This is a genomic window from Methanolapillus ohkumae, from assembly GCF_032594355.1.
Taxonomy (GTDB): Archaea; Halobacteriota; Methanosarcinia; order Methanosarcinales; family Methanosarcinaceae; genus Methanolapillus; species Methanolapillus ohkumae.
In genome coordinates this window covers 1,378,590-1,401,274 of the sequence record NZ_CP131061.1, presented here as the reverse complement: position 1 = coordinate 1,401,274, position 22,685 = coordinate 1,378,590, and the positions used below count along the sequence as shown (strand labels likewise).

The 22,685-nt window shown below is 43.2% G+C and carries 22 protein-coding genes; 17 read left to right on the top strand and 5 right to left on the bottom strand.

The genetic code is table 11. The features are described 5' to 3' along the window. Positions 1-4: 4 nt before the first annotated feature. From cobZ to MsAm2_RS06055, 3 genes are read left to right on the top strand one after another with little or no spacing between them, the layout of a single operon-like run. Complete coding sequence (gene cobZ / locus MsAm2_RS06065) at positions 5-676, top strand: alpha-ribazole phosphatase CobZ (protein WP_338097368.1); 672 nt, start codon at positions 5-7, stop codon at positions 674-676. Further along, positions 673-1,590 carry an adenosylcobinamide-GDP ribazoletransferase gene (locus MsAm2_RS06060; RefSeq protein ID WP_338097367.1) on the top strand — a complete coding sequence of 306 codons (918 nt, stop codon included), beginning with the start codon at positions 673-675 and terminating at the stop codon, positions 1,588-1,590. Before cobZ ends, MsAm2_RS06060 begins: the two co-directional genes overlap by 4 nt. Next, complete coding sequence (locus tag MsAm2_RS06055) at positions 1,578-2,198, top strand: NTP transferase domain-containing protein (RefSeq protein ID WP_338097366.1); 621 nt, start codon at positions 1,578-1,580, stop codon at positions 2,196-2,198. Before MsAm2_RS06060 ends, MsAm2_RS06055 begins: the two co-directional genes overlap by 13 nt. Before the next feature lie 133 nt (positions 2,199-2,331). On the opposite strand, the gene MsAm2_RS06050 is transcribed toward MsAm2_RS06055, so the two are convergent. Then, positions 2,332-3,144: a helix-turn-helix transcriptional regulator gene (locus MsAm2_RS06050; protein WP_338097365.1), complete on the bottom strand. Its 813-nt coding sequence runs from the start codon at positions 3,142-3,144 to the stop codon at positions 2,332-2,334. 823 nt (positions 3,145-3,967) lie between these two features. Between MsAm2_RS06050 and dapA the strand changes: the two genes are divergently transcribed. The 7 genes from dapA to MsAm2_RS06015 all read left to right on the top strand — a co-directional run bounded on the left by dapA (position 3,968) and on the right by MsAm2_RS06015 (position 9,834). Next, positions 3,968-4,849 (top strand): 4-hydroxy-tetrahydrodipicolinate synthase, encoded by an 882-nt coding sequence (gene dapA / locus MsAm2_RS06045; RefSeq protein WP_338097364.1) that lies wholly within the window; start codon positions 3,968-3,970, stop codon positions 4,847-4,849. A gap of 1 nt (position 4,850) precedes the next feature. After that, positions 4,851-5,657 (top strand): 4-hydroxy-tetrahydrodipicolinate reductase, encoded by an 807-nt coding sequence (dapB, locus tag MsAm2_RS06040; RefSeq protein WP_338097363.1) that lies wholly within the window; start codon positions 4,851-4,853, stop codon positions 5,655-5,657. A 161-nt stretch (positions 5,658-5,818) separates the two neighbouring features. Continuing rightward, on the top strand, positions 5,819-6,760 hold the full coding sequence (pheA, locus tag MsAm2_RS06035; RefSeq protein WP_338097362.1) for a prephenate dehydratase: 942 nt from the start codon (positions 5,819-5,821) through the stop codon (positions 6,758-6,760). 171 nt (positions 6,761-6,931) lie between these two features. Continuing rightward, on the top strand, positions 6,932-8,179 hold the full coding sequence (locus MsAm2_RS06030) for a phosphoglycerate kinase (RefSeq protein ID WP_420846961.1): 1,248 nt from the start codon (positions 6,932-6,934) through the stop codon (positions 8,177-8,179). A 135-nt stretch (positions 8,180-8,314) separates the two neighbouring features. Then, positions 8,315-8,914, top strand: coding sequence for a TIGR00296 family protein (locus tag MsAm2_RS06025; RefSeq protein WP_338097360.1), 600 nt, complete (start codon positions 8,315-8,317; stop codon positions 8,912-8,914). Positions 8,915-8,958: 44 nt separating this feature from the next. Then, complete coding sequence (locus tag MsAm2_RS06020) at positions 8,959-9,399, top strand: VOC family protein (RefSeq protein WP_338097359.1); 441 nt, start codon at positions 8,959-8,961, stop codon at positions 9,397-9,399. Between the two features lie 36 nt (positions 9,400-9,435). Further along, a complete protein-coding gene (locus MsAm2_RS06015; RefSeq protein WP_338097358.1) occupies positions 9,436-9,834 on the top strand; it encodes an iron chaperone in 399 nt (132 codons plus the stop codon). A 40-nt stretch (positions 9,835-9,874) separates the two neighbouring features. Here MsAm2_RS06015 and MsAm2_RS06010 read toward each other — a convergent pair whose 3' ends face one another. Next, positions 9,875-10,288: an acyl-CoA thioesterase gene (locus MsAm2_RS06010; RefSeq protein WP_338097357.1), complete on the bottom strand. Its 414-nt coding sequence runs from the start codon at positions 10,286-10,288 to the stop codon at positions 9,875-9,877. 151 nt (positions 10,289-10,439) lie between these two features. Here MsAm2_RS06010 and MsAm2_RS06005 point away from each other — a divergent pair, with 151 nt between their 5' ends. The 5 genes from MsAm2_RS06005 to MsAm2_RS05985 all read left to right on the top strand — a co-directional run bounded on the left by MsAm2_RS06005 (position 10,440) and on the right by MsAm2_RS05985 (position 16,580). Next, on the top strand, positions 10,440-11,957 hold the full coding sequence (locus MsAm2_RS06005; protein ID WP_338098518.1) for a (R)-citramalate synthase: 1,518 nt from the start codon (positions 10,440-10,442) through the stop codon (positions 11,955-11,957). A 207-nt stretch (positions 11,958-12,164) separates the two neighbouring features. Further along, positions 12,165-13,877 (top strand): acetolactate synthase large subunit, encoded by a 1,713-nt coding sequence (locus MsAm2_RS06000; RefSeq protein ID WP_338097356.1) that lies wholly within the window; start codon positions 12,165-12,167, stop codon positions 13,875-13,877. Beyond that, positions 13,878-14,393 carry an acetolactate synthase small subunit gene (ilvN, locus tag MsAm2_RS05995; protein WP_338097355.1) on the top strand — a complete coding sequence of 172 codons (516 nt, stop codon included), beginning with the start codon at positions 13,878-13,880 and terminating at the stop codon, positions 14,391-14,393. Positions 14,394-14,567: 174 nt separating this feature from the next. After that, positions 14,568-15,575 carry a ketol-acid reductoisomerase gene (gene ilvC / locus MsAm2_RS05990; protein ID WP_338097354.1) on the top strand — a complete coding sequence of 336 codons (1,008 nt, stop codon included), beginning with the start codon at positions 14,568-14,570 and terminating at the stop codon, positions 15,573-15,575. Between the two features lie 501 nt (positions 15,576-16,076). Continuing rightward, on the top strand, positions 16,077-16,580 hold the full coding sequence (locus MsAm2_RS05985; RefSeq protein WP_338097353.1) for a hypothetical protein: 504 nt from the start codon (positions 16,077-16,079) through the stop codon (positions 16,578-16,580). A 112-nt stretch (positions 16,581-16,692) separates the two neighbouring features. Here MsAm2_RS05985 and nadE read toward each other — a convergent pair whose 3' ends face one another. Further along, entirely contained in the window at positions 16,693-17,613 is a 921-nt protein-coding gene (gene nadE / locus MsAm2_RS05980; RefSeq protein WP_338097352.1) for an NAD(+) synthase, read from the bottom strand. Between the two features lie 234 nt (positions 17,614-17,847). On the opposite strand from nadE, the gene MsAm2_RS05975 reads away from it, so the two are divergent. Next, a complete protein-coding gene (locus MsAm2_RS05975) occupies positions 17,848-20,415 on the top strand; it encodes a CDC48 family AAA ATPase (protein ID WP_338097351.1) in 2,568 nt (855 codons plus the stop codon). A 294-nt stretch (positions 20,416-20,709) separates the two neighbouring features. After that, a complete protein-coding gene (locus MsAm2_RS05970) occupies positions 20,710-20,973 on the top strand; it encodes a PRC-barrel domain-containing protein (protein ID WP_338097350.1) in 264 nt (87 codons plus the stop codon). Between the two features lie 418 nt (positions 20,974-21,391). On the opposite strand, the gene trxA is transcribed toward MsAm2_RS05970, so the two are convergent. Then, positions 21,392-21,661 (bottom strand): thioredoxin, encoded by a 270-nt coding sequence (gene trxA / locus MsAm2_RS05965; RefSeq protein ID WP_338097349.1) that lies wholly within the window; start codon positions 21,659-21,661, stop codon positions 21,392-21,394. A 149-nt stretch (positions 21,662-21,810) separates the two neighbouring features. Continuing rightward, positions 21,811-22,605, bottom strand: coding sequence for a coenzyme F420-0:L-glutamate ligase (gene cofE / locus MsAm2_RS05960; RefSeq protein WP_338097348.1), 795 nt, complete (start codon positions 22,603-22,605; stop codon positions 21,811-21,813). Positions 22,606-22,685 lie beyond the last annotated feature (80 nt).

Genomic DNA, 22,685 nt, shown 5'->3' with positions numbered 1-22,685 from the left:
CAAGATGAAACGATCCAACATTGACGACGGGTTTAAAAAGAATCAACCCGCTGCAATTGAGACGGAGTCGTCGAAAACTATTCTGCAGATTCTTGAAAAGCGAGGAATCCGTTATGTGGATTTGCTGGACACGGCGATGGAATTTTATGTGCCGCATCCGGGAATTGAAACGACGGACAAAGCCAAAGCTGTTTTTGAGCGGGAATTTTATTTCGCGATTGGAGACCCAAATCTTCAAATGTTGATTTACGCGGGCGTTTTGCTGGAACAAGAAGGAGAGGCCGGGGAACTTCCCGGTGTTAGCCGCGAATCTTTTGAAAAAGATTTGTCGTTTATTATCGCCGACGAAATTTTAGGAGATGCCGTTGCCGATTATATTGCCGGAAGCAAAGGCCGGTTTGAATTCGTCCGGTTTGACAAAAATAAGCCCGGCATTTTAAAAACACTCGGCCCGTTTATGGACGACGTTATCGGCGGCCTCTTGGGAGGGGTGTCGGCCAACATGTATTCCCGTGCCATGTTTGAATTTGAAAACGAAAAGAAATCGGCTGAAAAAAAATCGGTTGGAAAGAAATCAGCTGAAAAAAAACCGGTTGGAAAGAAATCGGCTGAAAAGAAATTGTCTTTAACCCAATCCGCTCCGGCTTCATCTCAAAAACCGGGGGCGAAAAAATGACACTTTGGTCGGCGCTTAAAGCCGGTTTTGGATTCTTGTCCGTCCTTCCGGTCGGAATCACGATGGAGGGCATTGAGGAGTTGATGAACCGTCTTTATTTGTATCCGGTCGTCGGCGCGCTTTTGGGAATTCTAATCGGACTGGGCGCTTTTATTTTTGAATTATTTTTGCCGTCTCCGGTGACCATTCTTTTCATCATGTTTGCGATTTACGGACTCACGTGGTTTAATCATTTAGATGGAATTGCTGATATGGGTGATGGAATGACAGCTCACGGTTCTCTCGAAAAGAAACGAAAAGCGCTTAAAGATATGGCACTTGGAATCGGCGGCGTTGCGTTTACCGTCTTCTCTCTTCTTTTCCTTTATGCATCTCTTCTTGCTTTGGAATCCGGGGCAGATGTTTTTGGAAATATGATGGCAATCGGCATGACGGGCAGCATGGCAAACGGATTTTTATGGTTTGGATTTTTATCGATTCTTCTTTCATCTTTATCGGCACATGTCGGTTTGGAAATATTTTCCGCCGTATCGGTTGCGTTGGTCATGGGATTTTCCGTGTGGGTTGCCGAAATTTTGGCAAAACAATCTATGTTGACCATCGCAACTTTTGGAAAATCCTTTTCGGAAGGACTGGGATCCATGACCATTAAGGGCGGGAGCTCCCGAAATTTTGCAATCGGAATTGTGTTTTCACTGTTGGTTTCAGTGGGATTGTTAGGGATTTTGGGAATTTTGGCCGTTTTCGTCACAACGTTGGTTGCCGGTTTTATTTTAAGAACCAGCAACAAACATTTTTCCGGCCTTAACGGGGACGGAATCGGCGCTGCCAATGAAATCGGGCGCGCCGCCGCAATTTGTACAATCTCGATTTCGATTTGGATTTTGGGAGGTGGTCTGTCGTGGATGCTTTAATTATGGCCGGCGGTCTTGCCCAGCGTCTCGGACGAGTGGAAAAATCATGCATTGATTTAAATGGAAATCCACTCATTTCCTACATCATCCGTGCGTTGTCAGGCGCTCGGGAAATCGACCGGATTTTTGTATCGGTCACAAGCGCGACACCTAAAACAAAAGAATTAATCGAGCAGAATTATGATGACATTTCTGTCATTTTCGCATCGGAAGGCAATTATGTCCAAGACATGATTGCATCCATCATCGACGCTAAAATCAAGGGACCGGTGATGGTTGTCATGTGCGACATTCCGCTGGTCGAATCCGACATTATCGACAAAGTCATTGAAAAATACAACGAATGTGATGAGCCGGCTCTCTCTGTTTATGTTCCGATTGCGCTGTGCAAAAAAATTGGGATTCGTCCGGATACCGTTTTTCATAAAAACACGAAACTGATTGTCCCGACCGGAATCAATATTTTAGACGCGTCGGACATTTACAACGAACAGCCCGATTACAATTATATTATTGATGACCCGCGCCTGGCAATGAATGTCAACACGGCGGAAGATTTGGAAAAATGCAAAAAAATAATGGCCGGCGAGAGTTGCGGAGAAGAATAATCCTGCAATAAAATGCAATAAAACAAAAATAGCGAAATCTGCAATAAATACATAGCAATCAATAAAATTAGAAAAAAAGGATCCAAAAAGGAGTTGCGACATTTTGTCACAACCCGTTATTTTTTTTATTTTTTTAATCTTTGACATCCGTCTCGATTCTTTTGGCATTGCGGCTGAAATATTCGTACAGCTCAAGTCCCCAGTTTCTGGAACGTTCACCGGTACTGAGAATATATCGTGAGTCAAAGCGGCCGTCACTGTCAAATAATCCTAAAAGAACAATGTTGTTGGTCACGGTAATTTCCGTAATTTCCAAACCGTCCGGAATGACAAAGAACTTGACTTTTTTCCAGTCCAAGAACCGGACTTCGTCCAATTCGGCTTTTCCATCGTAGACATATTCCGAGACGATTCTTTCGTAAACGGATTGGGAATAAATCAGGCCGATGTCGCACCCGTTTTTAAGCATGGTGTTGTACATTTTGTTGTATTGCGGCTGGAAAAAGTTAGACGGCGTCACACAAAACGTCGCGTCAATCATCGCGTCGACGACATCGTCATTTGCGTCAAAAACATGCGCTAAATCCGATTCAAGCAATTTGCACGGACCGAGTTCACCGATGCGGTCCAACAGGTGGGGTGGAATTCCCGATAAATCGTGGGTTGCCAAATATTTGTGATTGTGTTCGTAAACGCACAGAATATTGAGTAACCGCTTGGAATTGTTCGCAATGGCACGGCCCATGTCTGTTAAATAATAGACACGGTCTTTGTTTGTGATTAAATCCCATTCTTCCAGCTTTTTAATTTGAGGAATCATCGCACCCCAATTGACATTTAACTTATCCTTGATCTCATCCGATGTCTGCGGACCCTCAAGAAGGAGGAGAAGTAAGTTTTTTCTCTTATCGGAAAGAAAAATCGTATCAATAAGACATGATTTCATTTATATATAGCCTCCAAAAATATCCCCGGTCAAGCATAAAGTTCCTCAAATAGGCAACCTTAGAAATTCCCGCTCATTTTGTTTTTTGTTTTTTGACCGCTTTTTTAAACGGATTTTATAAAGACAATGTAAAATTTTCAACGTCATGCCGGTTGGGCATCTTTGATAAAAACCCACCATTATGAGTTATATTATAAACACTTTGCGATGTTTTATCCTGTATCCAAAAATATCACTAAGGTATTTTAATTTTACATTCTCTTTGTATATTGGAGAAAATATGATTTTAATGTTTCGTTTATAATTTCTAAAAATGAGAACATTCTCGTGAGAAATCTTAAAATTATAAATATGAAATAAACAAAAATATTATTATTTAAATAATTTTTTTAATTTCAAAATTAACTTTTTGGAATTTTCACTTAATTTTTAAATCTTTTTTTTAAAATCTTTTAAAACTATTTTAAAAACTCTTTTAAAAACTCTTTTAAAAACTCTTAAAACTCTCTTAAAACTCCCTTAAACTCTTTTTACTTTTTTTTATTTTTTGATTATTTCTTTATTTTTCCTTTATAAATATTCAATTCCACTGATTTTTGTTCAATTCCGCTTGATTTTGTTTGTTTTTGTTTGTTTTTGTTTGTTTTTGTTTGTTTTCTTTCTTTTCATTTTTCATTTTTTGGAGGGATTCCTTATTTTTTCAAGTTTTAAGCAATAATTTTAATTACATCCTGACCAATTTTTAAAAAAACGAAATGTCAGGTTTATATAGGGTTTTTAAAAATCGAATTTAAATTAAAATCGTTTGCAGGTGGGTTTAAAAATGAATCAAAGATTTCAAGGCGTGATCCCGGCGCTCATTACGCCGTTTACAAGCAACAATCAAATTGATGTCGAAGGGTTAAGACGAAATATCGAATTCGTCATCAAAGGCGGCGTCAGCGCGATTGTCCCGTGCGGAACAACCGGCGAGTCCGCAACCATGACCGCGGAAGAGCACATGAAAGTGGTGGACATCGCGATTGAATCCTCCAAAGTTCCGGTCATTGCGGGAACCGGCTCCAACAGCACGGAAGAAGCCATCATTTTTACAAAACACGCCCAAGACGCCGGAGCTGCTGCCGCTTTAATCATTACACCTTATTACAACAAACCGACTCAAAATGGTTTAAAAGCCCATTTTGAAAAAATCGCAAACAGTGTCGATATTCCGATAATTCTCTACAACGTCCCGTCCCGCACCGGTGTTGACATGGCAGTTTTTACCATTGCCGATTTGGCGAAACATGAGAATATTATCGGAATCAAAGAAGCGACCGGAGATATGGGAAAAGCCACCGAAATCCTTCACAAAACCAAAGACGATGATTTTATTTTATTATCCGGTGACGATGTCGCGACTTTACCGCTCATGTCCATTGGCGCGACCGGTGTGATTTCCGTCATCGCAAACATTCTGCCGCAAAAAATGTCTCAAATGGTTGCTGCCTACCAAAAAGGAAATCTTAGCGAAGCGGTGAAAATTCACTATGAATTGGCACCGCTCATGAAATCTTTATTTATTGAAACCAATCCGGTTCCGATTAAAACCGCTGCCCGCCTCTCCGGTCATGCCGCAGGACCACTCCGTTTGCCGCTTGTCGACATGATGCCCGCAAATTTGGAAATTCTGAAAAATGAACTCAAAAAGGCCGGAGTGATTTAAAATGGTCGCAACGGAAGTGCGTGCCGCGGTGATTGGGGCTTGCGGCCGGATGGGCTCTTTAATCATTCAAAAAATTATGGCAACCGACGGCATTTGCTTGTCCGCCGCGTTTGATGTGGCCAACATCGGCACCGATATCGGTGAATTCATCCGGGTTGGAAAATTGGGGGTTCCTGTGTCGGACCCGAAAAATTTGGCCGCCGTTTTAAAAGAATCCAAAACGGATGTCATTATTGACTTTACGATTGCGGCAGCGACCGCAATCAATGCGCCAGCGGCGGCATCGGTCGGCGTGAATTTAATTATCGGGACAACCGGTCTTTCCGCTGAACAAAAAACCAACATTGTCTCGGAAATTTCCAAAAATAATGTCGCAGCCGTCATCTCTTCGAATTATTCCATCGGGGTTAACGTATTTTTTAAACTTTTAAAAGAAGCGGCCGGCTATTTAGGCGATTATGACATTGAAATTATTGAAGCGCACCACAACCAAAAGAAGGACGCGCCCAGCGGAACTGCAATGACCGCGGCCGATGTCATCAGCCAAGCGCTCGGCGGCAAAGAGTTGGTATTCGGACGGGAAGGCGTCTGTCCGCGCGGCAAGGAAATCGGAATTCATGCGGTTCGCGGTGGCGATATTGTCGGAGACCACACCGTGATGTTTGTCGGCAATTCCGAACGGATTGAAATCCGCCATCAAGCCCACACCCGCGAAATCTTTGTTGGCGGCGCGGTTATGGCAGCCAAATGGGTTTGCGCGCAAAAGAAAGGAGTTGTTTACGATATGTCGGATGTGCTCAATCTCTGAGCCATCCCTTCCTGATTTTTACGGTCTGACTTTTATGGTTTTTCAAATTTGTTTCAAATTTTTCAATCCAATCTTTTCAAAATCTCAATTTTTCAAATTTTTCAATCTTTTTCATATTTTTAAAAATTTATTTTTTTGATCATGTCCGTGTGGGAAAATCTATGAAAATTTCTGTCTTGGGCCCGGCCGGTTCTTATTCCGAAAAAGCGGCTTTATTTTTCTTTTCCAAAGTCTTGGAAAAAGAAGCGGACAATGAAATGGTTTATTTTTCAGATATTGAAAGTACGGTTTTGAGTTTGTGGGAAAAAACCGGACCGGATTTTGCCGTCATTCCGTTGGAGAATTCTATTGAAGGTGCGGTCGGCATCAGCATGGATCTTTTGAATGAAAAAGAAGCCTGCATCGCGACGGAAATTATCCTTCGGATTGACCATTGCCTGCTTTCGCTTTCCGATTCGATGGATGAAATCACTGCGGTGTATTCCCACCCGCAAGGAATTTACCAATGCCGCCCGTTTTTAAGAGGTCGTCTCAAAAATGCGCGGATCATTGAAACGGAAAGCACATCCAAAGCGGCGCTTCTTGCGTCCAAGGATTTCCACGCGGCAGCAATTGCGTCGGCCGATGCCGGGAAAAGGTATGGTCTCAATGTCTTAGAGTCTGGAATCGGGTCTCAAAAAAATAACCGGACACGGTTTGTTTTGATTTATAAAAAACAAGATTCTCAATCGGGTTTCCAACCGGATTTTCAATCATTTTCTCCGTCGGATTGTCTTTCTAATCCTGTTTTTAAATATGTGAGTGAAAACGAATTTAAAAAAGATGAAACCGGTCATCTGTATCTGAAAACATCGGTTATTTCCTATTTGAAAAATGATAAGCCCGGGGCTTTGTATCATATTTTGGGTGCGTTTTTTAAGAATGACATAAATCTGACGCGCATTGAATCCCGACCGTCGAAAAAAGAACTTGGCGACTATTGCTTTTATATTGATTTTGAGGGAAGTACCTCCGATGAACACGTTTCAAAAGCGGTCGAAGAAGCAAAAAGCCATTCTGACCGGCTGAAAATATTGGGAACATACGGACGGTTGGCGGAGTAATATGAAATAATTAATAAAGAAAAATGAAATGGTTAAAAAAGAAAATGAGCAATTTTTCAAAAAACCAATTTTTCAAAATTCAATGATGATTGTGGTTCAAATAAGATTATAAATGTTGGAACCTGAATAGAAAAGAACATTGCAAAATGATTAAAAACAATAAAATCTTGGATGAAAGGGCAGAGGAGATTTAAATTGACAAAGAAATTTTTGACGATTGACGATTTTGATGTTTCCGGAAAAACAGTTCTTTTGCGCGTGGATTTTAATGCGCCGATGAGTCCGGAAGGAAAAGTTTTGGATGACGCCCGCATTCGAAGTCACGTCAAAACAATTCTGGATTTAAAAGACGCGAAAGTGATTGTTCTTGCGCACCAAAGCCGTCCCGGAAAATCGGACTTTACGACAACAAAACCGCATGCGGAAATCTTATCCAAACATCTCGGCAAAGAAGTCCGGTATGTCGATGATCTTTTCGGGTCTTATGCCCGCTCCTGTATTTCCGCCATGGTTCCGGGTGACGTGATTTTGCTTGAAAATGTACGCTTTTTTTCGGAGGAATCTTTGGAACGCAGTCCCAAGGAACACACGCATTCTTATTTTGTTCAAAAATTATTACCCTACGTGGATTTCTTTTTAAATGACGCGTTTGCGGTGTCTCACCGTTCGCATTTGTCGGTGGTCGGTTTTACGGAAGAAATTCCAAGCGGCGCCGGCCGGATAATGGAGTCCGAAATTGTCAATTTGGAGCGCGGTCTCAATGGCGAACGCCCGTGTGTTTATGCGCTGGGCGGCTCTAAAGTGGACGATTCGCTTCATGTCGCGCAAAACGTTTTGTCAACCGGCAGTGCGGACTCTGTTTTATTCAGCGGTGTTGTCGGTAATGTCGTTTTGGCGGCGGCAGGTTACAAAATCGGAAAGGCGAATATGGATTTAATTGCCAAACTCGGATACGAAAATCAAATTCCAATCGCGAAAGATCTTTTGGACAAGTACGGCAAAAAAATTAAGTATCCGGCGGATGTCGCGCTCAATGTGAATGGAAAGCGGGTGGAAGCGTCCCTTAAAGAAATGGGGAAGAGCGAGCATCCAGCCAACGACATTGGTTTGGAAACGATTGTCGCATACACAAATGAAATTGAAAACGCAGGAACCGTCATCTTAAACGGCCCGGCCGGCGTTTCCGAAAACCCGGATTTCGCAATCGGGACGCATGAAATTATCCGTGCCGGAACCCGGTCCAAATTCTCAATTATCGGCGGCGGACACATTTCCGCGGAAGTGAACCGGCTCGGAATCGAAGGACAATTCTCTCACATCAGCACCGGTGGCGGCGCTTGCATTGAATATTTGTCGGGTGTCGAACTGCCGGGCATTACGGCGCTGGAAAAAGCGGCGGCAAAACAGGAAATGAAATGATATTTCTATTCCTAGTCTTTTTCAATCAAATCTTTTCAATCAAATCTTTTCAATCAAATCTTTATCAAATCTTTCAACTTTCAATCAAAATACTTCGGTCAACAAAATAATCTCGGAAAGGAATGGAAAGGAATTATGTCAAAGTATCATCTTCTGAAGAACGAAGGCATTATGGCGGTCAAATTGGCCCGGCAGACCATTGAAGCGATGTTAAACAATGAGACGCCCAAGCGGATGGAAAATTTACCGCTCAACTTTCAAGAGGAGCGCGGGGTTTTTGTCACGCTGACGCTGGACGGGGAACTTCGCGGATGCATCGGCTATCCGTATCCGATTATGTCGTTTGAAAAAGCGGTTATGAAAGCCGCGATTTCCGCGGCTTTTGAAGACCCGCGTTTTTTCCCGGTCGAGAAGAAAGATTTCAAAAAAATGATTGTAGAAGTGACGGCACTTACGATTCCGGAAGAATTGGAACCGCCGTTTATGTCGTACGCGAACCAAATCCAAATTGGAAAGCATGGGCTTATGGTGGAATACCAGGAAAACCGAGGGCTTTTACTTCCGCAAGTAGCGACTGAACATGGATTTGATCCGGTTGAATTTTTGTGCCAAACATGTATTAAAGCGGAACTCATCCCGATGGCCTGGAAATATGGCGCAAAAGTATATCGGATTGAAGGACAAATTTTCCACGAGGTCGAGCCGGAAGGCGAAATTGTGGAAGAAAAACTCTAATTTTTAATTTTTCATAATTTTTTCACTCAAAAATCGGTGATTTTATGATCGGCGTTGAAATTGATATGATTGTGCCGGACAGCTTAAAAGCGCTGGCGGTTTATGAAAGCATTTTTGAAATGCAGCGAATTGAAATGACCGATTATGAAACGGGTCTCAACGAAGTTATTTTTTCCGTGTACGGCACCCGTTTCCATCTTCTGGATGAAAATCCGGAATTTCAGATGGTTGCGCCAAAACCGGGCGATCCAAAGCCGATGTGGATCAATGTTGTTGTTCCAAACATTCAAAAGACGTATGACAACGCAATGAACGCCGGATGTATTCCGATTCAGCCGCTTCATGAAATGCCGGAAATGGGTGTTATTAACGCCATGGTCTCAGATCCGTTTGGATATTTGTGGCTGTTTCATGAAATTGTCCGGGAAATCAGTTTTGAAGAACGCGCCCGCATTATGGAAGAGCAAATGGGAATGCGCAAATAAATGGTGAAAATTCAAAAAATCGAGAGGTTGGTCAAAATGAATGAAAAACTTGTTCCCGAAACAATTGATGAATACATCTCCCTGTACCCGCTCGATATTCAACTCATTTTAAAAGCGGTGCGGCAAACGGTGAAGAAAACCGCGCCAAACGCCGGTGAAAAAATCGCTTGGGGAATGCCTTCTTTTTATCAAGATGGCGGCTACGTCGCGCAATTTGCCGCCCAAAAGAAACATCTCGGTTTTTATCCGGGTCCGCAAACGATTGTGGAATTTCAAGAAGAGTTGGCCGGATACAAAACCACACCGGGGGGCATTCAATTTCCGTATGAAAAACCGGTTCCGCATGAACTGATTCAAAAGATGGTTCAGTTTCGGGTTTTGGAAAATAAAAAAGCGCTGATGGAAAAAGAAGCGAAGAAAAAAATGAAAAAGTAAAAATGAAAACGTAAAAAAAGTAAAATCATTCCTTTTTCTTTTATTTCTTTTCCGGCAACTCAATGAAGTGTTCCAAAAGCTGTTTTTTAATATGTTCCGGAATCGGCATTGTCACCTTATTTTTAAAATCATAATGCACAGCCACGGCTTCTCCTTTCACGCACAGGCGTCCTTCTTGCCAAGCTTCGTGGTAGGTCGTAAAGGATTTGGTTCCAATCCGGGATACATAGGTTCGGATTTCAACGTCATATTGGTAGAACAGCTCGTCCAAAAAATCAAAATCGGTATGGGCCATAATCAGCGTCCAAGTGTCGTAGGACAAATTCAGATTCGGCTCAAACAGGCGGAAAACCGGGTTTCTCCCGAGTTCAAACCAATTGCCGAGGACAACATTATTGATATGCCCAAGTCCGTCCACATCGCCAAAACGCGGGGTCACTTTTATCGTAAACATGGGCGTCACTATTGATGAAAAATATTTAAAGATTTGGGATTTTAAAGATTTGTAAATCTAAAATTAATTATAAATCGTTATAAATTAATGAAAAAATATATAACCGATTAATGAATTCCTTGCTTCACAAAAGTCCGGTATCGGGCTTTTGATGAAACCTGAAAAGAAGGGGATTACATTATTCGGAAAAATCAACATCCTTGACACCACACTTCGTGATGGTGAACAAACGCCCGGTGTGGCGCTTTCGACCGACGATAAAATAAAAATCGCGTACGCTTTAGATGATTTAGGCGTCGGCATTATTGAAGCCGGCTCCGCCGTCACGTCTGACGGAGAACGCGCGGCCATTAAAGCGGTGTCTAATATCGGATTATCGGCTGAAATTTGCAGCTACTGCCGCATGAAAAAAGAAGATATCGACCTTGCCATTGAGTGTGACGTCGATTCCGTTCATTTGGTGGTTCCGTCCTCCGCGCTTCATATTGAAATGAAGCTGAAAAAAGATATTTCCATTGCAGCCGACCGGGAGTTTGTTCTGGCAGCTGCTGGCGAGACGGCGGAATATGCCAAATCCCACGGACTCATTGTCGAATTCAGCGCCGAAGACGCGTCCCGTGCCGATTTGAAATTCCTCAAAGACTTGTACAAGACGGGGGTCTCTCATCACGCCGACAGGTTATGCTTTTGTGATACCGTCGGAATGCTCACACCCGAGCGGGCCTTTACCGTTTTTTCAGAATTGGCATCAAGTGTCGGCGCTCCGCTCTCCATTCACTGCCACAACGATTTCGGCCTCGCGACCGCAAACACAGTGGCGGCGCTACGGGCCGGCGCTTCGGAAGCCCATGTCACCGTAAACGGAATCGGGGAGAGAAGCGGAAATGCCTCCTTAGAAGAAGTTGTCGTTCAGTTGGAACACCTCTACGGCATCCGAACCGGCATTCAAACGGAAAACCTCTACAAAGTGTCCCGGCTGGTCAGCCGGCTGACTGGGATTCCGGTCGCGCCCAACAAAGCGATTGTGGGTGGCAACTCATTTACGCATGAAGCCGGCATTCATGTGCATGACTTGGTTAAAAATACGGCTTCATATGAGCCGATCAGCCCTGAATTTGTTGGGCGGGAACGAAAAGTGGTTCTTGGAAAACATGCGGGAACCAGTTCTATTGAGCTTGCGCTCAAAGAACTTGGATTTTCAGCGGAAAAATCCCAAAAGGAAGAAATTTTTTCCCGGGTCAAAGAACTCGGGGATTTAGGAAAACATGTCACCGATGCGGATTTACAGACCATTGCCGAAGCCGTTTTGGAAATTCACCACAATCCGACCGTCCGCTTAAAAGCGTTTACGGCGGTTTCAGGACGGCCATCTATTCCGATGGCCTCTGTTGTTTTGGATGTTTCCGGAACGGAACAAATTTGTGTCGATACGGGAGACGGCCCGGTGGACGCAGCCATTCGTGCCATTCGAAAGGCAGTGTCTTCTGTTGGGGATATTATTTTGGAAGAATACCACGTGGATGCGATTACCGGCGGAACCGATGCTTTGGTTGAAGTCATGGTCAAACTGTCAAAAGATGGAAAAACCGTCACAGCACGCGGTGCCCGAACCGATATTATCGAAGCGTCCGTTGAAGCCGTCATTAACGGCATGAACCGGCTTGTATGATGTCCGGGGTTTTGAATATAAAAAAAAGAAATCCGAAAAAAAACGTTTTTTTTTCAATTTTTCTATTTTTTATTTATTCAATTTTTTATTTTTTTTCAAAATATTCAATACGGTTGAGTAACAAGACTCAAATAAAATAATTCATATTTGATTTATTCATTCAAAAATAACAGACTTAAACACTCTACTTATCTCCAGGAGATTTTTATGAAAAAAGAATCGACAGAACGCATGAACGGCGCCAAAGCCTTCATCGAATCTCTTAAAAAAGAAGGCGTGGACACAATATTCGGATATCCCGGCGGGGTCTTGCTTCATATTTACGATGAAATTTATGATTGTGATTTGCGCCATATCTTGGTACGCCACGAACAAGCGGCAGCGCACGCCGCTGACGGATACGCGCGCGCGACCGGACGAATCGGCGTTTGTTTGGCAACGTCCGGCCCGGGCGCCACCAATTTAGTGACCGGAATTGCGACGGCACATATGGATTCCATTCCAATTGTCGCTTTTACCGGACAAGTTGGCAGTTCCCTTATCGGAAACGACGCGTTTCAGGAAGCCAATATCACCGGAATTACGCTTCCGATCACGAAACATAATTATCTGGTTCAAAAAGCGGACGACATCCCAAAAACCATTAAAGAGGCGTTTTACATTGCCTCCACCGGCCGGACCGGTCCGGTTTTGGTCGACATCACCAAAGACGCGACCGCCGCGGAAATGAAATTTTCCTATCCGGACAGCGTGAACTTGCGCAGTTACAAGCCGACAGTTCGCGGAAACGTCCAGCAAATTAAGAAAGCGGCGGAACTCATCGCAAACGCGAAAAAACCGGTGATTTATGCCGGCGGCGGCGTTGTGCTATCCAATGCGTCCTCTGAATTGTACCAGTTGGCGGAAGCGATTAATGCGCCGGTCACCACAACATTAATGGGCATGGGCGCGTTTCCGACCGAGCACCCGCTCTTTATTGGAATGCCCGGTATGCACGGCACAAAATACGCCAATTTCAGCATTCAAGATTCCGATTTGTTGATTGCGGTCGGCGTTCGGTTTGATGATCGGGTGACCGGAAAAATATCATCGTTTGCGGCTGGCGCCAAAAAAATTCATATTGATGTGGACCCGGCGGAAATTTCAAAAAATGTCAACATTGACGTTCCGATTGTCGGGGATGCGAAAAATGTGCTGGCGGCGCTTATTCAAACGGTTTCCGAAAAAATAACGGCCGGAAAGACGGAGGAGTGGCTCAAACGGGTGAACCAATGGAAAAAGGAATATCCGCTTGGTTATTTGGATGACGGCTCCACAATTAAACCGCAATTTGTGATTGAAACTTTATCTAAAATCGCGCCGGATGCGATTGTCGCTACCGAAGTCGGCCAGCACCAGATGTGGACGGCACAGTACTTTAAATTCAAGGAACCGCGCAAATTTGTGACATCGGGTGGTCTCGGAACCATGGGATTTGGTCTTCCGGCCGCGATGGGTGCCAAAGTCGGCTGTCCGGACCAAATTGTCTTTGATGTGGCGGGCGACGGGTCTTTTCAAATGAATTCCCAGGAACTTGCAACGCTTGTTACAAATGACATTCCGGTGATTTCCGTGATTCTCAACAACGGCTACTTGGGTATGGTGCGGCAGTGGCAGGAATTATTCTACGACCGCAAATATTCGCACACCGACATTCAAAACAGTGTCGATTTCGTGAAATTGGCAGAAGCGTACGGAGCTTTGGGAATCCGGGTCGAAAAGAAATCGGAACTCAAAGAAGCCGTGGAGCGGGCGATTCGGGAAAACCGTCCGACCATTATTGATGTGATGGTGGACCGCAAGGAAAATGTGTTCCCGATGGTTCCGGCAGGGGCATCTATTAACGAAATTATCGATGAAAGAAAATACGGGGGCAAGTAAATGTCCGGTATCAAAAATTATACGCTTTCCATTCTGGTTGAAAACCATTATGGTGTACTGACCCGTGTCGCCGCTCTTTTTGCGCGGCGCGGCTACAACATCGACAGCTTGGCGGTAGGTGTTACGGAAGATCCGACCATTTCTCGGATGACGATTGTGGTCCGCGGGGACGATGCCGTTATCGAACAGGTGATTAAGCAGCTGTACAAGTTGATTGAAGTCATCAAAGTGGTGGATTTGAGTTCGGAAGAGTATGTGGACCGGGAGCTTGCGCTCATTAAAGTGGCGGCGAACAAAGAGAATCGGGCGGAAATCCTTCAGATTGTGGAAATTTTTAGGGCGAAAGTCGTTGACGTCGGAACCAATACGATGATGATTGAAATCACCGGAAGCGGTGATAAAATTTCGGCTTTGGAAAAACTCCTTCGGCCGTTTGGCATCAAGGAATTGGCACGAACCGGACGGGTCGGGTTGTTGCGTGGCGTCAAAGATATTTCCAAAATCCGGGAAGACTAATCCCGGGAAATTTAATTTCCGGATGATTTAATTTTCGGACAGTTCAATCGGTTGGGGAATCAAATAAATATCAGGGCAGAATTAATTCAACAGATTTTCAATTTCTAATTTATTCTAGTTTATGAAATATCTTTAATAAAATCGTTGATTCAATAGAATTCAGGAAAATCAGATATGGCAAAAATGTATTACGATAAAGATGCGGATTTGAATGTCTTAAAAGGCAAGACAATTGCCGTCATCGGATATGGAAGTCAGGGTCACGCTCAGGCGCGCAACTTAAAGGATTCCGGCCTCAATGTGGTGGTTGGTCTTCGCCGCGGCGGGTCCGGCTGGAAAAAGGCGGAATCGGATGGCATGAAAGTGATGACAGTTGCCGATGCGGTCAAGTCGGCCGACATTGTTCAAATTTTGGTTCCGGATGAGACGCAGTCCAAATTGTATTACGCGGAAATTGAGCCGAACTTAAAACAAGGTGCAGCACTTTGTTTCTCTCATGGCTTTAACATTCATTACAACCAAATCACCCCGCGCAAGGATTTGGATGTTTTCATGGTGGCGCCCAAAAGCCCAGGTCACATTGTCCGCCGGACTTATTCGGAAGGCATCGGCGTTCCGGGTCTTGTCGCGATTTATCAAAACGCTTCCCAAAAAGCATTGGATTTGGGCCTTGCGTACGCCAAAGGAATCGGTTGCACACGCGCCGGCGTTTATGAAACAACTTTCCAGGAAGAGACTGAAACTGATCTCTTTGGGGAACAAGTGGATTTGTGCGGCGGTGTCGCAAGCCTCATGAAAACCGCGTTTGAAATCTTGGTCGAAGCCGGTTACCAGCCGGAAATGGCATACTTTGAAACTGTTCATGAAGTCAAACTCATCGTGGATTTGATTCATGAGGGCGGTCTTGAGCGCATGTGGCATTCCGTGTCCAATACCGCCGAATACGGCGGAATGACGGTCGGCCCGACGATTATCAACGAAGAGTCGCGCGACGCCATGTACGAAGCGCTTGCCCGCATTCAAAATGGTGAATTTGCCAAAGAATTCATTTTGGAAGGCATGATTAACCATCCGGTTTTAAAAGCGATGGAGCGGTATGAGAAAGAGCTGGAAATGGAAAAAGTCGGCAAAGAAATCCGCTCCAAAATGCCGTGGCTGAACAAGGAAATCGATTCCGATTAAATTCAGATTTGATTTCTTTTTTTCTATTTTTTTGAATAAATCTTGCTTTCATTTTTTGAGTGAATCCGGGAAAAATGGGTTCGCTTCTTTTTTTCTTTTTCTTTCTCATTTTTATTCGATTTGTTTTATCAAAAATAAATCTTTATTCCAAAGATATTTTGGGTGCTTGACATTTTTTTCATTTATATTCATATAATTATATATAACATGGGCAGAGTGATTCTTTTGCCGACGTAAAATTACAATTTCTTTGTGAAATTATAAATATAAAAATATAGACCAGAGAAAAATGAACGGAGAAATAAAAATAAATTCACTTTATTCGTAGCAGTTGAGGAAATTCAATCTCAACTTGGAGTAATGCCATTAACAAGATCAGGAACATAAATATTTTAAAATTAGGAATAAGTGAGATGTATGAACAAAAAAGTTATCATTTTCATCTTATTCTGTTTTATTTTTTTCATTTTACTAACAACTATTGTCGTAGGTTTAAGTAAAATGAATAAATCAGAATTGGAAAAAGAATCTCCATTCGGGCCCGTTCAAGATTTGTCCGTGCATGAGCCCGGCATCATTTGGACATCGGGAGAAAAATGGACACAGGAAATGACTAAGGAAAATTGGCAAAAAATAATTGGAATAACGATTATCATCAATGATGAGCAGCTGCTAAAGCCATACAACTTAGGATTTGGGGCGAATGCAGACGGACACATAATGATTGGAACTTGCATTGATTGTGAAATCACGGAAAAAGAGTTGGATGAAGTTGTGCGCATCGTCCAAGAAGTCGGAAAAAGGCAAGGAATCGAAAATGTTCCGATTGTCGTCTACCGAACAGCGCCGGTCACGGTGGAATTGCCGCCCGAAACGCCGCCCGATAAATCTGAAAACGAGACGAATGAAAGTAATAATGCCCTTCCAAGTTTTACGTTGGCAATGGGTTTGCTTGCCATGATTGCTTTGATTGGAATCGGTTACAAAAATAAGCAAAAGAAATGAGGTGAAAGCCTTTCACGACTTTTTTCTTTTTTCTATTTTTTTGGCAGGCCGCCAGCGCACGTTACGGCAACATTTTTTTCAAATTTTACAAAAAAGAGGGGTGGTTTTTATTTCACCTTTTCAATTTCAATCCGGGTGGCATTTTTTGTTTGTGTTTTGCACTGTCCATTCTCTTCAAAACCGATGCAGCAACTTCTTTGGGTAGTCCGGATTTTTTCAAAATCCAATCTTTGCTCCTTCCCGTCTCCATTAAATACAAAAGAGCGTCCAATTCTTCATACGAAAGCCCCAAATCGGCCTCGTCCGACTGTCCTTCAAAAAATCCGGCGGACGGGATTTTCGTAAGAACCGATTCCGGAAGCTTCAGGTGCTTGGCAAGCCGGCGTATTTCTGTTTTATAAAGATCCGAAATCGGCTCAAAATCAACGCCGCCATCCCCGTATTTTGTGAAATAGCCGGTTAATTTTTCCGTTTTGTTCTTGGTACCAATCACCAATAAATTATTTTGGTTGGCAAAATTGTATAGAAGTGACATTCGAAGACGGGATTTTAAATTTCCGTCGGCAATTGAATTTTTGCCGGGCATTTCATTCGCTCTTTCGTCCGCTATTTTGTCTGCCTGTTCATCTACCCGTTTATCTCTCCGTTCATTCGTCCATTCTTCCGCTGCATTCTTTGGATTTTGCGAATCCGTCTCACTGAGAACAGATTTGGCGGAGACAAATATGGGACCCATATCTATTTTTTGGAAATGAAAGCCGAACTGTTTTTCCAGGAGCAATGCATCATTTAAATCGGACTGATAAGTGTTTCCGGTATGGAAAAAAAAGCAGTAGACATTCTCTTTTCCAAGGGCTTGGGCGCAAAGCGCGGAAACGACCGCCGAGTCAATTCCACCGCTCAGCCCAAGGACAACGCCTTTGGCGCCGGCTTTTCGGACGGTTTTTTGAATAAAGGAAACAATTTGATATTCGGCAGATGCCGGCGAAAAACGCTTTTTAATTTCCCGGTGGGCGGATGAAAGAGAATTCATAAACGAAAATCATTCGAAGTTCGTTTTATACTTTTTCCAAAAAATATGAAAATATTGAAAAAACGAAAAAAAATAAAAAATTTTGAAAAAATGAAAGTGAAAATTCATGAAAAAACAAAAAGAAAGCCTGGGGAATTGAAGAAAACAGGATAATAAAAAAGAAAATATATAACCGATAACGAAGTCTAATACAATTATTTTATTCGTAACAATTTTTCAAATTCAAGGGATTTTATGGCAAAAAGCGACAAAAATGTGGAACAAATCAAGTTGGTCCGGTATGAAAAAGGTTTAAAGGAAGAAGAAGTTCCGGCAAAACAGGGTCCGAAAAAAGAGGCGCACGACATCTCTTCACTTCCGGACGCGGTGAATGACTCGGAAACGTCTTTGGAATATGATTCGGATGAACAGATCGGCAAAAGCAATAAAACAGAATCCGGCCGCGTTCTTGAAATTCAAATGGAAGTTGAAAAAGCTTATCCGACCGACGAATACGGCAAAGGAATTATTCCGCTGACGTCGGATGTTATGAAACAATTGGGTGTCGGTGTCGGCGAGCCGGTGGAAATCGAAGGTGAGCGAAAAACGGCGGCACGTGTCTGGAAAGCGAATATTCTGGATGGCTGCACCGAAGAATCCGTTCGCATTGACACATTTATTCGCTCCAACGCCAAAGTATCGGTCGGTGACCGGGTTTTTATTCGAAAAGTCAAGGCGGTTCCGGCCAAAAAAATCACCATTGCGCCGCTGGAAGGCGAAAAAATAACGCTGTCAAAGGAAATGGAAGACAACATCAAATACAATATCCGGGAACGCTATATTGTCAAGGAAGATATCCTCCCGGTCCGAAAAGACTTACTTCCGCTTTACGACAATTTTTCGGAGCCGGAGGTGAAAAAGCAGACGGTCGAATTCATGGTCACCCAAGTCACGCCCTCCAAATCGGTCGTGATTGTAACCAACGATACACAGATTTCTTTTGAAAAAAACGCGGATGGGTGCCGGAAAAAATATATCTCGTACGAAGACATTGGGGGGCTTTCCGAACAACTTCAAGAAATCCGCGACGCGGTCGAACTTCCGATGAAACAGCCGCGTCTCTTTAAGAAATTAAAAATTGAGCCGCCGAAAGGCTTGATTCTTCATGGAATCCCCGGCACCGGGAAAACCATGATTGCACGCGCTGTCGCCGATGAAATCGGCGCCAATTTCTATTATGTCGCAGGTCCGGAAATTGTGCGCAGCGGCTACGGTCAAAGTGAAGAAATGATCCGCAATCTTTTCCAAGACGCCGCCAAAAACGCACCCGCCATTATTTTCATTGATGAAATCGATTCCATCGCGCCTAAACGTGAAAATTCGGGAGAGGTCGAGCGCCGCATCGTGTCGCAGTTGCTGACCGTGATGGATGGCATGATGGACACATCCCAAGTGTTTGTAATTGCCGCCACCAACCGCATTCATACGATTGATCCGGCACTTCGCCGCCCCGGACGCTTTGACCGTGAAATTGAAATCGGCGCGCCGGATGTCATCGGGCGGGAAGAAATTATCAGTATTCATACACGATTTATGCCGCTGGAAGGCTTTCCAGCTTTAAAGAAAGCGGAGGCGGCTTTTAAAGAAATTCAACAAAAGAATAAATTATCCGCCAACGAAACGGTTGTCCGGCAACAGGAAATCACGGACCTTCGAAGCGATTATGAAATCAACAAAAAGAGATTGTTTAAGGAATTGGCGGCGCAGACGCAAGGATTTGTCGGCGCGGATTTGGCGGCGCTTTCCCGGGAAGCCGCACTTTTTGCCATCAAAAGAATCGCGCCTCTTTTGGATTTGGATGAAAAAATCCCGGAATCCGTCATGGATGATTTGGTGGTGACACGGGATGATTTTTTACAGGCGCTGAAAATATGCGAACCGTCCGCCTTGCGTGAAATTTTTGTCGAAATCCCTGAAATTTCCTGGGATGACATTGGCGGCTTGGACAATGTCAAGCAGCAGATTGTGGAAACAGTGGAATGGCCGCTTAAATTCCCGGAAAAATTCATTCGGATGGGCATTGAACCGCCGACCGGAATTTTGCTTTACGGACCGCCCGGTACCGGAAAAACCATGCTCGCACAGGCGGTTGCGCATGAATCGGATGCCAATTTCATCAGCGTCAAAAGTACGGAGCTTTTGCTCAAGTGGGTGGGAGAATCTGAAAAAGCGATTAAGGAAATTTTCAGAAAAGCAAAACAAGCGTCCCCCGCCATTATTTTCTTTGATGAAATTGACGCGTTTGCGACGATTCGGGACAGCAGTGTTTCCGGAACTCGTTCGGTCGCGGAAAGCACGCTCAATCAAATGCTGGTGGAAATGGATGGTATCGAGCGCTTGAAGGATGTTTTCATTATTGCTGCTACCAATCGTCCGGAAACGCTTGATCCGGCTCTTTTGCGTCCGGGACGTCTGGACCGGTTGGTTTATGTCGGCGCGCCGGATTTGTCCGGCAGAAAAGCCATTTTTGACATTTATCTGAAAAACATACCGGTTGCCAAGGATGTTCATGTGGATGAGCTGGCGGAATTGACGGAAAGATATACAGGCGCCGATATTGAGGCGGTTTGCCGGGAAGCGGTCATGATCGCGCTTCGCGCCGATTTTAGCCGTGAAGTCATTCATATGGCGGATTTTAAGGAAGCGTTGGAATTTGTTAAGCCGACCGTCAGCGAAGATCTCAACGACCAATACAAAATGATTGTGGATTACATTACCGGAAAAGACGCGCCGGATGATGATCATTCCATGGCCTATCGTTAATCTATAACGTTTCTCCGTTGGTTGAATTTCAATTGAAATAAAATCCAATCGAAAATTCAATTAAAATCAATTGAATTTAAATTTTAATTCATCCGTCATTTCAAAAATTCCATGCATCAGCTCTAAAAAATGAGAATTTTTAAAATGAAATGAAAAATATATATAAACCAAAAGCGATTATTCAGTATCCATAAAAGAATATATGAAAAATATATTTTTAAAACGGTTCACACAATTTTCTATTAATTAAACGCAATTAAAATTCATTTAAAATCCGATTCAGAGGAACTCTCAATGAAATATTACGCCAAAACACTTCTCGATAACAAGCAAGTCATGTCCACCGATGCCAAAGAACTTGGAACTTTGGAAGACATCTACATTGATGCCAAAACCGGAAACATTACGGAGCTTGTGCTGTCTCCCAGCGCCGGTCTTGATATGACAAAATACAGAAAAGATGAAAACTACATCTTAATTCCGTTCAGCGCCGTCAGCGCCGTGAAAGACTACATCATTGTCGACAAAGACAAAGCCAAATCTTTTATTCCGAAATAATTCTTTTGTATTTGAAAAAAGAGTTTTCTTTTTTCATTCTTCTTATTTTATTTCATTTCCATCTTCTCTTTTTTATTTCTATTTTTTCCGGTAACTCCTCTTGAAAATTCCAAACGCGTACCGCCTTCCGAATTTCTCAAAAATATGAATATTGGAAAATTTATATGGATAACAATTGCAGCAATGATCAAAACCATAAACAGATGCAGCAATGATCAAAACCATAAACAGATGCAGCAATGATCAAAACCATAAACAGATGCAGCAATGATCAAAACCATAAAATCTAAAAAGCCGGCTGTTGATTTTGTTCAACTTTTTTAAAAATATATTTCTGTAACGCACGGCAGCTGCTCAAAAAAACAAAAAAGAATAGGATCAAAAAAATCTGCAAAAAAATTAAAAAATATTTGAAAAATTATTTCAGATATTTTCCAATTTCGGTTTCCAGTTTTTCTTTGGAAGAGACGCCGACAAATCGGCTGACTTCTTTGCCGTCATCTAAAATAACAAGGGTGGGAACGGCATGAATGTTAAATTGCCGGGCTAAATCCTGAGATTCGTCAATATCGACAACCCGGAAGTTCACTCGGCCTTCATACTTCGTTTTTAATTCTTCGATAATGGGTTTTTGCATACGGCAAGGACCGCACCATGTGGCGGAAAAGTCGACAACTTCTAAACTCATGTTATCACCATTTTAATTTGACTTAATGAATAATAATGTGTAATAAAATCTAATCCTACATAAATCTTGTTGAAATTTCATAAAATATTGCCATGAAATTTCCGCAATTGAACACATTCAAATAATAATTCGGAACAAAAACAGCCGGCTCAATCTTGTTTTTTCAAACATCCCAAATACATACATTCATCCGCCGGAATTGTTAAAACACCGGCCGCATTTGGATTCATCACCGCAAAAGAATTCCGAATCAAAGCAAACGGAATGCATTCCCCGCATTCGCCCATGACCGCCTCAGCCGCGGACGCCAAAATATCGGCGGCGGCAATTCGGGTGATGTGAAGGGATTTGCCAAACAAATCCTTTTCTCCCCGTTTGTCCAAAACCGCTTCAAATCCGGCAGCACCAATCGCAACGCCGGTGCATCCGAGGCGAAGCGGCTGTGTCCGGCTGTCGGCAATAATGACTCCGATTCTCTTTTTGAATCTTTTGGCAGCGGAATACATAATCTGTTGTGCGCTTTTGGATGGATTTTTTGGATACAAAATCACATACCCTTCCGGTGCGTTTGAATTATCAATGCCGGCATTCGGGCACAAAATTCCGTTCCAAAGAGTTAAAAGGACTCCGGAAACGCCGCCAAAAACATGTTCGGATTCCTGCAAAATTAATTCGACTTCCCGGGCGTCAAGTCCGGTTGTTTTTGAGTAACAAAAAGCGTCCGCGCTTGGGGAGACGGAATCCAGAAGAACAAGCCGATTTTCGGATGTGGCCAACGCGGATTCGGCGATGACCAAAATGTCACCGTCTTCAAAAGAGAGATTGGCCGCATCTAAAGAATCACATAATATTTCAAAAATATTATCCTTTGGATGAATCAGAACGCTTTTCAATCCGTAAATCGTAAGCGGCAAATTTTGTTCGATTCGTTTTGAAGAAGACATGATTTGACCTGAATTATTGTAAATGCCTGAAAAATGCCTGAATAAATGCCTGAATAAATGCCTGAATAAATGCCAGAGGT

What these genes read in the sequence shown, in the direction of transcription:
- cobZ (WP_338097368.1), top strand. Translation starts at nt 5, where the DNA reads ATGAAACGATCCAACATTGACGACGGGTTTAAAAAGAATCAACCCGCT.
- MsAm2_RS06060 (WP_338097367.1), top strand. Translation starts at nt 673, where the DNA reads ATGACACTTTGGTCGGCGCTTAAAGCCGGTTTTGGATTCTTGTCCGTC.
- MsAm2_RS06050 (WP_338097365.1), bottom strand. Translation starts at nt 3,144, where the DNA reads ATGAAATCATGTCTTATTGATACGATTTTTCTTTCCGATAAGAGAAAA.
- dapA (WP_338097364.1), top strand. Translation starts at nt 3,968, where the DNA reads ATGAATCAAAGATTTCAAGGCGTGATCCCGGCGCTCATTACGCCGTTT.
- dapB (WP_338097363.1), top strand. Translation starts at nt 4,851, where the DNA reads ATGGTCGCAACGGAAGTGCGTGCCGCGGTGATTGGGGCTTGCGGCCGG.
- pheA (WP_338097362.1), top strand. Translation starts at nt 5,819, where the DNA reads ATGAAAATTTCTGTCTTGGGCCCGGCCGGTTCTTATTCCGAAAAAGCG.
- MsAm2_RS06030 (WP_420846961.1), top strand. Translation starts at nt 6,932, where the DNA reads ATGAAAGGGCAGAGGAGATTTAAATTGACAAAGAAATTTTTGACGATT.
- MsAm2_RS06025 (WP_338097360.1), top strand. Translation starts at nt 8,315, where the DNA reads ATGTCAAAGTATCATCTTCTGAAGAACGAAGGCATTATGGCGGTCAAA.
- MsAm2_RS06020 (WP_338097359.1), top strand. Translation starts at nt 8,959, where the DNA reads ATGATCGGCGTTGAAATTGATATGATTGTGCCGGACAGCTTAAAAGCG.
- MsAm2_RS06015 (WP_338097358.1), top strand. Translation starts at nt 9,436, where the DNA reads ATGAATGAAAAACTTGTTCCCGAAACAATTGATGAATACATCTCCCTG.
- MsAm2_RS06010 (WP_338097357.1), bottom strand. Translation starts at nt 10,288, where the DNA reads ATGTTTACGATAAAAGTGACCCCGCGTTTTGGCGATGTGGACGGACTT.
- MsAm2_RS06005 (WP_338098518.1), top strand. Translation starts at nt 10,440, where the DNA reads ATGAAACCTGAAAAGAAGGGGATTACATTATTCGGAAAAATCAACATC.
- MsAm2_RS06000 (WP_338097356.1), top strand. Translation starts at nt 12,165, where the DNA reads ATGAAAAAAGAATCGACAGAACGCATGAACGGCGCCAAAGCCTTCATC.
- ilvN (WP_338097355.1), top strand. Translation starts at nt 13,878, where the DNA reads ATGTCCGGTATCAAAAATTATACGCTTTCCATTCTGGTTGAAAACCAT.
- ilvC (WP_338097354.1), top strand. Translation starts at nt 14,568, where the DNA reads ATGGCAAAAATGTATTACGATAAAGATGCGGATTTGAATGTCTTAAAA.
- MsAm2_RS05985 (WP_338097353.1), top strand. Translation starts at nt 16,077, where the DNA reads ATGAATAAATCAGAATTGGAAAAAGAATCTCCATTCGGGCCCGTTCAA.
- nadE (WP_338097352.1), bottom strand. Translation starts at nt 17,613, where the DNA reads ATGAATTCTCTTTCATCCGCCCACCGGGAAATTAAAAAGCGTTTTTCG.
- MsAm2_RS05975 (WP_338097351.1), top strand. Translation starts at nt 17,848, where the DNA reads ATGGCAAAAAGCGACAAAAATGTGGAACAAATCAAGTTGGTCCGGTAT.
- MsAm2_RS05970 (WP_338097350.1), top strand. Translation starts at nt 20,710, where the DNA reads ATGAAATATTACGCCAAAACACTTCTCGATAACAAGCAAGTCATGTCC.
- trxA (WP_338097349.1), bottom strand. Translation starts at nt 21,661, where the DNA reads ATGAGTTTAGAAGTTGTCGACTTTTCCGCCACATGGTGCGGTCCTTGC.
- cofE (WP_338097348.1), bottom strand. Translation starts at nt 22,605, where the DNA reads ATGTCTTCTTCAAAACGAATCGAACAAAATTTGCCGCTTACGATTTAC.